We start from the raw sequence: 13,427 nt of genomic DNA on the forward strand, positions 1-13,427 counted from the left end.
GCATGCTAATACTCTTTTGAAATAAAGTAATATTGGCATTTAAAAGGAGAGAGTTTACATGATAGAGAGTAAAGTTGTAGATTCTGTACCAACCCTTAATGAGAATAGTTGTCAAATATGGTGGGCAAGAATTTCAGATTTACAATCATGGCATTACAATTTCCTAAATGATGTAGAGCGAGAGAAAGCAAATTCATATCATCATTCGGCAGACCGTGCGCGTTTTATAATAGGTTGTGTAATTAGTAGATTAGTACTTGGAAAGGTACTTTCTATGTCGCCAGTTCAAGTACCAATTGATCGGATGTGCCCAGTATGTAAGTTACAACACGGTAGACCTCAATTACCAGAAGGGATGCCGCAAATATCAGTCTCACATTCGGGTGAGTGGGTTGTTGTTGCATTTACTAAATCTGCACCTGTGGGTGTTGATGTTGAGCAAATGAATCTAAATATAGATGTTATGAAAATGGCAGAGGGCGTATTAACAGACATTGAAATAGCACAAGTTATGAAATTACCTGATGAGCAGCGACTAGAAGGATTTTTAACATATTGGACTCGAAAAGAAGCAGTGCTGAAAGCGACAGGTGAAGGACTATTGATTCCACCAGTAGAAATTACAGTATCAGCTCCAAATGACCCTCCAAAATTGTTGATTTTTAAAGAAAAACAAGAGTTAGCAGAAAATACAATGATGGAAGATGTAAGACCTAGTTTAGATTATATGGCTTCCATTGCAATATTTAGTAAAGAAGTAACTGAAATTACGCAGTTAGACGCGGGATTGCTATTAAATCATCGTTAATTTTTAATAAAATTTCTTATAGAAGAGGTGTTCCTCATGTTAGTAGCAGAAAATAGAAAAACTGAATTAACTTATAATGTACAGGCAATTAAAGATATGTTGTTTTCTAGAAATACGTCATCTATTCTAGCTTTAGAAAAACTTCTAAAAGATACAGTTCAGTTTGATGTACTTGAACAGGAAGCGCTTGATAGACAATACATTCCGAAAGAAGCAAAGAATTTCTTTGATAAAAACGGAACATTTCTTTATCGCGTATCTAATGTTAGTTATAAAGGTAAGGTGTTATCTGAAAATCTAATTTTTGCAGACACTTCGTTTTTACCGGATACAATAAAGAGTGAATTAGAGAGTGGAAATATTCCTGTTGAAAACCTTATAGAAAAGATGGAAGTAAGAAGAAACGTATTATATGAAGGATATCAGCCATCTGGAAATATTATCGAATTGTTTGATGGATGTTCTGTTGCGGCGAATGTTTATCCAACTAGAAAATATCAAATTGTAAATAACTGCAAATGTGTATTTTATATTTGTGAAGTGTATCATGCAGAGAATATAAAGGAACTGCTTAAATAAGAACTAAACAATAAACAAGAAACCAGCCTATAAAATGGCTGGTTTCTTGTTTATTTAACAGCTTCTTTTAATTCTTTTCCTGCTTTAAATGCTGGAACTTTACCAGCAGCAATCTGAATTTCTTCTCCAGTTTGCGGATTACGCCCTGTACGAGCAGATCTTTCACGCACTTCAAAAGTTCCAAAGCCGATTAGTTGCACTTTATCGCCAGATTGTAATGCATTAGCAATTGTGTCAAATACGGATTGTACAGCTGCAGAAGCATCCTTTTGAGAAATATCAGCTGATTGTGCTACATTTTTAACTAATTCTGTTTTGTTCATGTTTTCACCTCATAAAAAATTTTTTAGAATGAATGTTTTAGTATAATGGTTAGTAAAGATAAAGCTAACTTTGTGATTAGAAAGAATGCTGTATATTTATGTTAATTTCGTTGAAAGAAACTGAATCCCTGCTAATATTTAGGGATTAATTAAGAATTGATGCATACAACAAGCTGTAATATGAGGATGAGGGGGAATATACGGATGATTTTTCGTGAAAAGAATGAGAAAGAAAGTATATTAATTCGTCAACATGATCATGGTTTTTTAGCTGGTGAAATTGCAAGACATATAATAGAAGATTTTTTTGAAGATAAAATATACTTAAAAGAGACAATTGATGCTATATATGAGCATGATAGAGGATGGATAGAGCTTGATAAAGTACCAATTTTGAATGATACTAAAAATATTCCATATACATTTATGGATTGTCCAAGTTCATTACGCTTTGTTTTTTATACGATTGGTTTGAATGCAATTGAAGAGTCAAATCCATACGGGGCGCTACTTTGTAGTAAGCACTTTTTATCATTTTCATTAAATGAGGAAGATGAAGAGATGATGTCTTTTTATAAAAATGAATTGGAACGACAAAAAAGAATTTTGAAAACGTTAACAAAAGAACAATATGCGATGTTTGATAAACATTATAGATTATTAAAGTTTTGTGATGAACTTTCTTTATATGTATGTATGAATAAACCTGGTGTAAAAAAGAAAGATGAAATTGATTTATTTAAAGAGGGTTTTGAAGGAACAGAAATGTTTAATAGTAAGGGGGAGAAGCCTATTCAAGCTGAATGGGTGGATGAAGAAACAATTCAAATTACATCGTTTCCATTTAAAACGGAATTTTATACATATGTAAAATATAAAACTATAAATAAACATGAAGTTAAAGAAAAAGGGATTGTAAAAGCTGATAGAGAAGCGGAAATGAAGAAGCAAAACATTCGTTTCATACAATAAGGAGGAGATTTAGATTGAAAGATTACATGTTAAAACAGTTTGATTACCATGCTTGGGCTAATACACGATTATTCAACCGACTAAAAGAGTTACCAAACTATGAGACAATTTTTAATGAACAGATACAGAGTGTATTCCCATCAATTAAGGATACTTTTGTACATATTTATATTACAGATCAAGTGTGGTTACACATATTGCATGGTAAAAGTATGAGTGAAGTAATACAAGACCGAGAAAAATTACGAAAACAAATCGAAACTAAATCGTTACATGAATTAGAAAAAATGTTTGAAAACATGGCAAATCAATATAAAGAATTTTTAAGTAGAATACAAGACGTAAATACTGTATTTGTTATTGAGAACCCATATGCAGGTGCATTAGACACTTCCATTTTAGAGTTAGTGCAACACGTCGTAAATCATGGTACATATCATAGAGGGAATATAACAGCAATGATCCGTCAACTTGGTTATTCATCTACAATGATGGATTTTGTACTTTATTTACATATGGTTCAGGAGGGAAAGGAATTGAAATAGAGAAAAAAGGAATGGCTTATTATAAATGAGCCATTCCTTTTTTTAGTGATTAACTTGCCTGTTTTTTATGACTTTCTTTCAATTTCTCTGCTTGTAAAAAGCGATTCGTTTCAGCGACAACAATACCACTTAATCCGATTAGACCAATTAAGTTTGGAATCGCCATAAGTCCATTTGCAATATCGGCAAATGTCCATACGACACCTAGCTTTAAATTAGCACCTATTGCAATCATAACGATAAAGATTGCTTTATAATATCGTACAGCACCTTGTCCGAATAAATAAGCTACACACTTCTCTCCGTAATACGACCAACCTAAAATAGTAGAGTAGGCGAATAATATAATGGCGATACCGAGAATCATACTACCAGCAGTACCGAATACGGATTGGAATGCTAATGTTGTAGCTTCAACACCAGTTTTACCTGATTTCCATGCGCCTGTAGTAATTAATACTAGCCCCGTAATTGTACATACAATAAATGTATCTAGAAAAGTACCAGTCATAGAAACTAAAGCTTGTTTTGCAGGTGAATCTGTTTTGGCAGCAGCCGCAGCAATAGGAGCACTCCCTAAACCAGCCTCGTTAGCAAATACACCACGTGCCATTCCTATTTGAATTGCAGATGCAACTGTTGCTCCGATAAAACCACCAGCGGCTGCAGTACCTTGAAATGCACCAGAAAAAATAAGTGAAAATGCTTCTGGAATTTGATCAAAGTGATAGAAAATAATAATAAGGCCAGCGATTATATAAAAGAATGCTTTAATAGGAACGATATATCCAGTAACTCTACCAATCTTTTTTACACCGCCCAAAATAACGATAGCGATTAAGAATGACATGAGTATACCAGTTAATGCAGGAGGGAAAGAAAAATTGATTCGCATTGCCTCTGCAACTGAATTAGATTGAACCATATTACCGATACCGAAAGAAGCAGCTGTGCCGAATATAGCGAATAAAACAGCCAGCCATTTTTTCCCTAAACCACGTTCTAAATAATACATTGGTCCACCGGAGTATTCACCATTTTCATTACTAACACGGTATTTCACCGCAAGGATTGCTTCGGCATACTTTGTTGCCATTCCAAATAAAGCAGTAATCCACATCCAAAAGATTGCGCCAGGTCCACCGATTGTCACAGCAGTTGCGACACCTGCTATATTTCCCATACCAATCGTTGCAGCCATAGCTGTCATCAGTGCTTGGAAGTGACTAATATCTCCAGAAGATGATGTATCCTCTGATTTTTTAAAAGCTAGCTTGTGAGCGTATATTAGTTTACTAAACTGTAAACCTTTTAAGCGCACTGTGAGAATGATACCAGTTCCAACGAGTAGCAACAAAGTTGGTAACCCCCACACATACTGATTAATTTGTTCTAATACTTTACTTACTGTCTCCATCTGTATTCTCCTTTTTTAGAAAAAAGAAAAACCACTTCAAGGAAATGAAATGGTCTCTGGAGAAACAAGGGATAGAAAAATAAACCGATACAAATCGGCATTTTCTTTCGCTTGTCTCTGTCCTTTTACCTGAGAGATTATCCGCTAGATTAGCGGATTTGCTCCTTCGGTGCTCGTTTTCCTCCGCGCTATATTAAGCGAGAGGGAGTCTCTCCAGAGATTCGTCCCCATGCAGTTCTACTTGTAAACAAGACCTGAGAGTTTCAAAGTTGGTTCAGCAACTTTTTGCCCCGTCGGTAGATCAATAGACCTTCTCCTGAATGGTTCATCCGAATTATAAAATTAAAAACTTAAACGCATTGATTCTGTATAGAATCAATAAAAACATTATAGATATACAATTAGTGAAATGCAATCATTTTTTATTTTGAAATAGTAAATAAACTTATTTTTTGGTATTCCTAATTTATCTTCTATTTTATGATCTCAGGAGAGATTACTTATTATATATTCGAAAAATGAATGGTGATAAAAGAGATAGGACGTAACAATGTAGGATTATTTATGTCTTACTTTCAGATTTTCAATTCTGAATTATTTGAATTATAATTGTTGTATGTGTGGAATAAACTAATATTTTATAGGGAAATGAGTTGATAAATTGCCAAGAATAAAAAAAATAGGGCGTTTTTGTCCTGTGGATGATGAAGGATTTATTATAAACGATGCACATTTTAATAAAATTCAGCCTGTGTTTTTGGAGGTAATACAAGAAATAAAGGATACTTGTTGTCAATTTTTGCGGGATGATTTGCACAGTGTTTATATAAGGGGTTCTATTCCAAGAGGGATTGGGATAGAAGGGGTTGCAGATGTAGATATGATTATATTAGTTCGAAAGAATCCTCAAGTAATTGACTTAAGCTGGAGAAAGGAGCTAGAAGTCCAAATTACACAGCAGTTTAATTGTATATCAGGAGTGGAGTTAAGTTTTTATAGTGAAAAAGAAGTAATAAACTCAGAGGATTTTTCTTTTATAGGATTTATGATTCAGACACATAGTGTATGTATATTAGGTGAAGACGTAAAATTATATTTACCTAAATATAAAGTAAGTCAGGAGATAGTGTATGAACATCTCATTCATTTGCGGAAACAAATTGAACAAACACACGAAGAGTTAATTCATAATAAGGACGTAGATGATATAGAGGATTGTTGTCGTTGGATCATGAAGATTGTAGTCAGGGCAGGTCTAGCATTAACAATTGATAGAGAAGGGCTGTATTCCAGGGACTTATATCCAGCATATGAGTTATTTAGTAAGCATTTTCCCGAACAAGAAAAAAATATGAGGAAAGCACTACAATATGTAATTGAACCGATAAAAGATATAGAAGAAATCTTATCATTTTTAGATACGTTTGGTGATTGGTTGATAGAAAAAGCAGAGGATTCTTTGAAAAATATACAAATTTAATAAACTATAATTTCATTATGTAAACAGATTGTATTGAAGAATAGAAGAGAGGAGAGATATTGGGATTTTTACATTGTGGATGTATTCTCGCAAGGCAAGTATTCAGGTAATCAACTTGCGTTATTTATGGAAAATTAGGAATTTTATAGTTAGGGAATCAATGATCTTAATGTCCGTGATTTTGCAGATTATTATGGAATCACAGAGGATATGGCAACAGGAAGCTCAAATGGATGTTTAGCGGCGTATCTTATAAAATATCGTTATCTTGGAACGGAAAAGATAAATATGCATGTTGAACAAGGGTATGAGATAAATCGCCATTCTCTAATACACATACAAGCAGAGGTGATTGAGAGTAAAATTAATGTTTGCATTGGTGGAAAAATAGAAAGTATTGCAAGTGGGAAATGGACCGTATCATAAGGGGGATTAGAAATGCTATTAAAAACAATATTTTGCAAGGTGGAAGAAGAGAAAAGGGAATTGTTTTCTGATGCGCAAGAAAAATGGCGTGATTTACAGTATTTAGACGGATTCTATGGACAATTTGGTGGGTGGAATGAAGGGGAAGCGTGTGTATATACTTTATGGGAAGATAGAAATGCATATCAATCATTCATGAATGATGCTCATGATACAATTTTTTTAAATAGTAATCAAGAAGGCACATATATTTCCTGTAATATTGAAATGTTTCAAACGTTGTATGATATAACAGAAACTCCTTTGAAAGACGTAACTGCACAAGGGTCATTTGTAAGAGTTGCAATTTGCGATGTGAAAGAAGGAAAAGAAAAGTATTTTTTACATACGCAAGAAACAATTTGGAATAAAGGAATGGAAAATGCAAAAGGAATGTTAGGTGGAGTTGTTGGGAAGTCTTTAAAGACTGAAAATCGTTACATAGTATTAACGTATTGGCAAGATGAAATAGCGCACGAACTCTATATGAAAGAAATTTTCCCAGAGTTATATCAGTCAGCAAATGTAAATGAGTATGTTGAAAATATAAATGGGAAGAGAGTTATTCGGAAGGAAGAATGGTCTGTTGCCGCTTCTAAATAAAGTTAGAACTTATTAAAGTAGCTAGTTTCGAAAAATTCAATACAGAACATTAGTCCTTGTGCAATTACTTTGTACAAGAATAAGAGGGGAGATATTTAAATGAGCAGAGTTTTAAGATTTGAATTGCAAGTCCCAAACCCTGAAGAAGCTATTCAATTTTATACAAATAGTTTTGGATGGAAGTTTGAAAAAATGCCTGGGCCACATGACTATTGGTTCATAATTACAGGTGAGAGTGATAGACCTGGTATCGATGGTGGATTAATGAAATCACCTGATGGTGCTACTAGGACAACTAATTCGATTGAAGTACCTTCAGTTGATGAGTACATAAATAAAGTTATTGAAAATGGTGGACAAGTAGTTGTACATAAAACTGCTATTCCTAATATGGGTTACTTTGCTTATTGTATAGATAATCAAGGGCTTCTTTTTGGAGTATGTGAAGAAAATAGTGAAGCGTAAAAAATTAGGGGAGTTCGAGATTATTTTGTTTGTTGAACGATGTTTTCTATCAAAGATTATAATTATTGAACACTTTTGTATAAAAACTAGTATTCGTTTAGTGGAAGAAGGATCCATTTTGATTATTTTCAAAAGGGTTCTTTTTTATTTTTCACATATTGTGAGTTATTTAGGCATGATTAATCAAACTTATATCGGTATATTATCTATGAAAAAAGTAAATAAATGATGTTATATTCAAGGGTTAATCTATTGACTGCTAAACAGTTTGAGGTGAAAAGGAAAAGAGGACCAATTATTTTCGTGTAAACATGTAATTAAGTGAAGACGTCATATACCCTTTCATGTTAATATATTTAAGTTATAATAGGAGGCTTACCCTTTTGTATTGTACGGTAGAAGCAGTGTGAGCTTGAAATTTTTTATGAAAAGGATGTGCCTAACTTGCGTATCAATAAATTTATTAGTGAAGCTGGAAAAGCGTCTCGACGTGGAGCAGATAAGTTAATTAACGAGAGAAAAGTAATTATTAACGGTAAGGTTGCAAAAATTGGTGACCAAGTAAATCCAGGTGATGACGTACGAGTAAATGGAGAGCAACTTCGTATTGCTCGAGACCATGTGTATATCGCTTTAAATAAACCAGTAGGTATTACATGTACAAGTGAAAAAGCAGTAAAAGGTAATATTATCGATTTAGTGAATCATCCTTTACGAATTAATCACATCGGACGTCTCGACAAAGACTCAGACGGTTTAATTTTGTTAACGAATGATGGCGATATCGTTAATGAGATTTTACGTGCTGAAAACAAACATGAGAAAGAATATATCGTTTCAGTAGATAAGCCGATTACACCGGAGTTTTTAGAAAAAATGGCAGCAGGTGTTAAAATTTTAGATACAAAAACACTTCCTTGTGAAGTAACACAGTTATCAAAATATGAGTTCCAAATTATTTTAACACAGGGGCTAAATCGTCAAATTCGCCGTATGTGTGAAGCTTTGGGTTATCAAGTATACACGTTAAAACGTACGAGAATTATGAATATTGAGTTGAATAATTTACCAGTCGGACAGTGGAGAGATTTATCGAAAAAAGAGAAAAAACGCCTATTTTCAGACTTAAATTACGAACCACAAGATTGGTAAAAAAGAGAAGGGGAGACCAAAAAATGTTTTTGGTTTCTTTTTTTTGAATAAAAAATATATTTTTAACACTTGTAAAAATAAAATGAATAGGATATATTAAATAACAATAAATGTAATTGTTACAAAAGCAAAGAAAAGGACACGAGTTATTTTAAACGGTTATACAGAGAAGGAAGGAAAGCTGAGAACTTCCTAACGCAGTAAAATAACTTACCACCTTAGAGCTGCACTGGGGAAATCAAGTATCTAGTGCCGTGTAAGCGACGTTATCGCAAAAGAAGCCATTATGTTTTTTGTGATGGGAATCTGGGTGGAACCACGAATATAAGCATATTCGTCCCTATTTACTAGGGATGAATATGCTTTTTTATATTTTATTTCATAATAAGCGAAGAAAAGGACACGAGTTATTTTAAACGGTTATACAGAGAAGGAAGAAAAGCTGAGAACTTCCTAACGCAGTAAAATAACTTACCACCTTAGAGCTGCACTGGGGAAATCAAGTATCTAGTGCCGTGTAAACGACGTTACCGTAAAAGAAGCCATTGTATATTTGCGATGGGAATCTGGGTGGAACCACGGGTAAAAGCACACTCGTCCCTATTTTAGGGATGAGTGTGCTTTTTATTATGAAATGGAGAGATGAAAAATGAAAGAACAGATGATCGAAATTAAATTTCCAGATGGTAGCGTTAAAGAATTTGTGAAAGGCATTACTTTAGAAGAAATTGCTGGGGCAATTAGTAGTAGCTTGAAAAAGAAAGCAGTCGCAGGAAAAGTTAATGATAAGTCTTTTGATTTACGACGAAACATTGAAGAAAGTGCGAAAGTTGAAATCATTACTATGGATTCAGATGAAGGGGTAAAAATTGCAAGACACTCTGCGGCACATATATTAGCGCAAGCTGTAAAAAGAATTTATGGTGATGTAAACCTTGGTGTAGGGCCAGTCATTGAAAATGGATTCTATTATGACATGGATCTTCAAAGTAGTGTAAACGTAGAAGATTTACCGAAAATAGAAAAAGAAATGAAAAATATTATAAATGAAAATGTAAAGATAGAGCGAGTTGAGGTTTCTCGAGAAGAAGCAAAAGAATTGTTTCAAGAAATGAATGATAGTTTGAAATTAGAGCTTTTAGAAGCAATTCCTAATGGGGAAAGTGTAACACTGTATAAACAAGGTGAATTTGTAGATTTATGTAGAGGACCACATTTGCCATCTACTGGTTATTTGAAAGCATTTCAATTAACTCATGTTTCTGGTGCATATTGGCGAGGCGATAGTAACAATCAAGTGCTTCAGCGTATATATGGTGTTGCTTTCTCTTCTCAACAAAAATTAGAAGAGTATTTACATTTTGTTGAGGAGGCCGCAAAGAGAAATCATCGGAAATTAGGTAGTGAACTTGAATTGTTTATGTTTTCGGAAGAGGCTCCGGGAATGCCCTTTTACTTGCCAAAAGGACAGATTATTCGCAATGAATTAGAAGCATTTTTAAGAGAAATTCAAAATGAGTACAATTATCAAGAAGTGCGTACTCCATTTATGATGAATCAAGAATTATGGGAGAAGTCAGGACACTGGGGACATTACAAAGACAATATGTATTTCTCAGAAGTAGATCATAAAAGTTTTGCGTTAAAACCGATGAATTGCCCAGGCCATATGCTTATGTTTAAAAATAAATTACATTCTTATCGTGAATTACCGATTCGTATGTGTGAGTTCGGTCAAGTGCATCGACATGAATTTAGTGGCGCTTTAAACGGATTATTAAGAGTTCGTACTTTCTGCCAAGATGATGCTCATTTATTTGTAACACCAGAACAAATTGAAGATGAAATCAAATCAGTGTTGGCGCAAATTGACTATGTGTATAAAACTTTTGGTTTCGAGTATGAAGTAGAGCTTTCTACTCGTCCAGAAGATTCAATGGGTGATGATAAATTATGGGAGCAAGCAGAATTGGCATTAGAAAATGTATTACAGTCATTAAATTATAAATATAGATTAAATGAAGGTGACGGTGCATTTTACGGTCCGAAAATTGATTTCCATATTAAAGATGCTTTAAATAGAAGTCATCAGTGCGGAACAGTCCAACTTGATTTCCAAATGCCAGAAAAATTTGATTTAAATTATATAGATGAAAATAATGAAAAAAGAAGACCGGTTGTAATCCACCGCGCTGTATTAGGATCTTTAGATCGCTTTTTAGCGATATTAATTGAACACTTTGGAGGCGCGTTCCCAGCGTGGGTGGCACCGGTTCAAGTGAAAGTAATTCCAGTTTCAAATGCAGTGCATGAAAAATATGCAAATAGGATTGCAGATAAATTAGCACAAGCCGGAATTCGTGTCGAACGAGATATGCGAGATGAAAAGTTAGGATATAAAATTAGAGAAGCGCAAATGCAAAAAGTTCCGTATGTTCTTGTTATTGGGGATAAGGAAATGGAAAGCGAAGCTGTAAATGTACGGAAATATGGTGAAGAGAAGTCAGAAGTTGTTGAACTAGATGCGTTTGTGGAAAGTATGAAAGAGGAAATTAAAAATAGGAAATAGAGATTGATAATAAAACACACCATTAATATGTAATACTGAAGTTAAAGTAATTAAAGATATATTAAATAACAATAATAAACGCAGAGAAGGGATAGCTTAATTGCTATCCCTATCCCTTCATCTTAATTTCACAATCTAATCCCATTGGTTGAAGAAAGTTGTTATTTGTTTTTATTGAGTGTATTCGTCGCTTTTGTACTCCAAAATATCACCTGGTTGACAATCTAAAGTCTTACATATCGCTTCCAATGTTGAAAAACGAGCCGCTTTTGCTTTCCCATTTTTCAGAATGGAAAGATTCGCCATCGTAATCCCAACCCTCTCCGAAAGCTCCGTTACGCTCATTTTTCGTTTTGCTAACATCACATCAATATTAATAATAATTGTCATATTCTCCACCTCAGACCGTTAAATCATTTTCTGATTTTATATTAATAGCTTCTTGTAAAAGCCTTTGGAGAACAGCAGCAAAAACGGCGATCACCATAGAGGCGAAAATGATGGTCAATCCGATTGGTATGAAACTTGGAGGATCAATTTTTTTTGCCATGAGATAGTAGAGTGGCATACCTAGCAAGTACAAGGTACTGATCGTGATGGCACAGTATTTTATATTCTTTAAAGCCTTTACCGATAATTCCGAGAACGCTTGGTTCTTATCAATATAGCTTAAAAGTTTAAAAGCTTGATACAGAGCAAAGTAAAAAGGTATCACTGCCGCGTACATATCGATTAAAACGAGAGATTTCATATAAGCAATATCTGGATACAATTCTCCAGCAAAATTCCCAATCTTAGGCACCAAAAATATGCACAATGCAAGAACTGGGAATCCTATAAAAGTAATAGCTAGCTTTAAAAAGAGTGTCGTAACTTGTTTCATAAAAAGCACCTCACTTATGTAATAACAACATGATTTTATCATGCGATTTATCGTTTTGCAATAAAAATGTATTGTTTTTTATCGTGTTATTATTTTTATTGAAATATCTTTTAAATTTTGATAACAATAAAAAGCATTTCTCATTCCAAAGAAATGCTCTTATGAAGTGGTTTGTTTTTTTAACCTTACAAAAATGTAAGGTAAATGTAAGGGAAATCGAATGAAAGGATTTTAGAAAAGTGAGAATATTAAGCAGAGAAATCGTTTGTATTTCTTATGTATCTCAATCTGCATTTGGAAAATTTAAAAATTCTTAAGAATTTTTATGAGAAAAATATAAGAAATATATGGGAAATTTATACTATACAAAAGGGATGGAGTGAAAGAGATGTCAACAAATGTAGTTACTGTAGAAAGTGTAGAAAAAACGTATGGGAAAAGAAATGAGAATCAGTCAAAAGCATTAAGGGGTGTTTCATTAAGTATTAAAGAAGGAGAGTTTGTAGGGATTATGGGTCCTTCTGGATCTGGTAAAACGACATTATTAAATGTGATTAGTACACTTGATCAAGCGACAGGTGGTAGTGTAACAATAGCTGGCACAAATATTACTTCTATGAAGGGGAATGCATTATCAGATTTTCGTTCTCAAAAACTAGGATTTATTTTTCAAGACTTTAATCTACTAGAAAATTTATCAATTTATGAAAATATCGCTTTACCACTTTCCTTGCAAGGCGTACCGTCAAGTGAGATTACTGGAAAAGTAAATGGGGTTGCGACGAAATTAGGGATCACTGAAATTTTAACAAAATATCCGACTGCTGTTTCTGGTGGACAAAAACAAAGAACAGCGGCAGCACGAGCTTTAGTACATAATCCGGCAATCGTATTAGCAGATGAACCGACAGGAGCACTTGATAGTAAAAATGCAAAAAGTTTATTAGAAGCGATGCAAGATTTACATGAAAATCACAATGTAAGTATTTTGATGGTAACACACGATGCATTTAGTGCGAGCTATTGTGAACGTATTTTATTTATACAGGATGGACTTCTTTATAAAGAGTTAAAACGTCGAGGAACACGAGAAAATTTCTATCAAGATATTTTAGGTGTGCTTGCCCAAATGGGCTCAGCAACTGAGTCGAAGTAAGGGGGGCGAG

At 33.8% G+C, this 13,427-nt stretch carries 15 protein-coding genes, 1 riboswitch and 2 other annotated features; of the genes, 11 read left to right on the top strand and 4 right to left on the bottom strand.

Annotated features, from left to right (window positions below; genetic code table 11):
• The first annotated feature begins 58 nt into the window (after positions 1-58).
• Positions 59-808, top strand: coding sequence for a 4'-phosphopantetheinyl transferase Sfp (gene sfp / locus SB773_RS12825; RefSeq protein ID WP_410590234.1), 750 nt, complete (start codon positions 59-61; stop codon positions 806-808).
• Between the two features lie 36 nt (positions 809-844).
• Complete coding sequence (locus SB773_RS12830; RefSeq protein WP_410590236.1) at positions 845-1,387, top strand: cold-shock protein; 543 nt, start codon at positions 845-847, stop codon at positions 1,385-1,387.
• Positions 1,388-1,437: 50 nt separating this feature from the next.
• Here the strand turns inward: SB773_RS12830 and SB773_RS12835 are convergent, their stop codons facing one another.
• Positions 1,438-1,710: an HU family DNA-binding protein gene (locus SB773_RS12835; RefSeq protein WP_002012780.1), complete on the bottom strand. Its 273-nt coding sequence runs from the start codon at positions 1,708-1,710 to the stop codon at positions 1,438-1,440.
• 204 nt (positions 1,711-1,914) lie between these two features.
• On the opposite strand from SB773_RS12835, the gene SB773_RS12840 reads away from it, so the two are divergent.
• Positions 1,915-2,682 carry a DUF3891 family protein gene (locus tag SB773_RS12840; RefSeq protein ID WP_193664641.1) on the top strand — a complete coding sequence of 256 codons (768 nt, stop codon included), beginning with the start codon at positions 1,915-1,917 and terminating at the stop codon, positions 2,680-2,682.
• 14 nt (positions 2,683-2,696) lie between these two features.
• Positions 2,697-3,227 carry a DinB family protein gene (locus SB773_RS12845; RefSeq protein WP_002085719.1) on the top strand — a complete coding sequence of 177 codons (531 nt, stop codon included), beginning with the start codon at positions 2,697-2,699 and terminating at the stop codon, positions 3,225-3,227.
• Between the two features lie 49 nt (positions 3,228-3,276).
• Here the strand turns inward: SB773_RS12845 and SB773_RS12850 are convergent, their stop codons facing one another.
• Positions 3,277-4,644, bottom strand: a complete 1,368-nt coding sequence (locus tag SB773_RS12850; protein WP_002012784.1) for an alanine/glycine:cation symporter family protein — start codon at positions 4,642-4,644, stop codon at positions 3,277-3,279.
• A 107-nt stretch (positions 4,645-4,751) separates the two neighbouring features.
• A riboswitch (glycine riboswitch) is annotated at positions 4,752-4,871 on the bottom strand.
• Positions 4,872-5,305: 434 nt separating this feature from the next.
• Between SB773_RS12850 and SB773_RS12855 the strand changes: the two genes are divergently transcribed.
• From SB773_RS12855 to thrS, 6 genes are all read left to right on the top strand, one after another.
• A complete protein-coding gene (locus tag SB773_RS12855) occupies positions 5,306-6,124 on the top strand; it encodes a hypothetical protein (RefSeq protein ID WP_002085716.1) in 819 nt (272 codons plus the stop codon).
• Between the two features lie 156 nt (positions 6,125-6,280).
• Entirely contained in the window at positions 6,281-6,550 is a 270-nt protein-coding gene (locus tag SB773_RS12860; RefSeq protein ID WP_078176586.1) for a PhzF family phenazine biosynthesis protein, read from the top strand.
• 12 nt (positions 6,551-6,562) lie between these two features.
• On the top strand, positions 6,563-7,192 hold the full coding sequence (locus SB773_RS12865) for a YdbC family protein (RefSeq protein ID WP_002127296.1): 630 nt from the start codon (positions 6,563-6,565) through the stop codon (positions 7,190-7,192).
• A 99-nt stretch (positions 7,193-7,291) separates the two neighbouring features.
• On the top strand, positions 7,292-7,657 hold the full coding sequence (locus tag SB773_RS12870) for a VOC family protein (RefSeq protein WP_131247216.1): 366 nt from the start codon (positions 7,292-7,294) through the stop codon (positions 7,655-7,657).
• 444 nt (positions 7,658-8,101) lie between these two features.
• A complete protein-coding gene (locus SB773_RS12880) occupies positions 8,102-8,809 on the top strand; it encodes a pseudouridine synthase (protein ID WP_002085707.1) in 708 nt (235 codons plus the stop codon).
• A 121-nt stretch (positions 8,810-8,930) separates the two neighbouring features.
• Positions 8,931-9,154, top strand: a binding site (T-box leader).
• Positions 9,155-9,191: 37 nt separating this feature from the next.
• Positions 9,192-9,414 (top strand) — a binding site (T-box leader).
• 44 nt (positions 9,415-9,458) lie between these two features.
• The gene (gene thrS / locus SB773_RS12885) at positions 9,459-11,378 is read left to right on the top strand and encodes a threonine--tRNA ligase (protein ID WP_410590241.1); all 1,920 of its coding nucleotides are present in this window, start codon (positions 9,459-9,461) and stop codon (positions 11,376-11,378) included.
• Positions 11,379-11,549: 171 nt separating this feature from the next.
• Here the strand turns inward: thrS and SB773_RS12890 are convergent, their stop codons facing one another.
• Positions 11,550-11,768 (bottom strand): helix-turn-helix domain-containing protein, encoded by a 219-nt coding sequence (locus SB773_RS12890; protein ID WP_060751745.1) that lies wholly within the window; start codon positions 11,766-11,768, stop codon positions 11,550-11,552.
• Positions 11,769-11,778: 10 nt separating this feature from the next.
• Positions 11,779-12,261, bottom strand: a complete 483-nt coding sequence (locus tag SB773_RS12895; RefSeq protein ID WP_016102056.1) for a DUF2975 domain-containing protein — start codon at positions 12,259-12,261, stop codon at positions 11,779-11,781.
• A gap of 388 nt (positions 12,262-12,649) precedes the next feature.
• On the opposite strand from SB773_RS12895, the gene SB773_RS12900 reads away from it, so the two are divergent.
• The gene (locus SB773_RS12900; RefSeq protein ID WP_131247210.1) at positions 12,650-13,417 is read left to right on the top strand and encodes an ABC transporter ATP-binding protein; all 768 of its coding nucleotides are present in this window, start codon (positions 12,650-12,652) and stop codon (positions 13,415-13,417) included.
• Positions 13,418-13,427: the final 10 nt, after the last annotated feature.

Source organism: Bacillus sp. SIMBA_074 (genome assembly GCF_046534555.1).
GTDB classification, from domain to species: Bacteria; Bacillota; Bacilli; order Bacillales; family Bacillaceae_G; genus Bacillus_A; species Bacillus_A mycoides.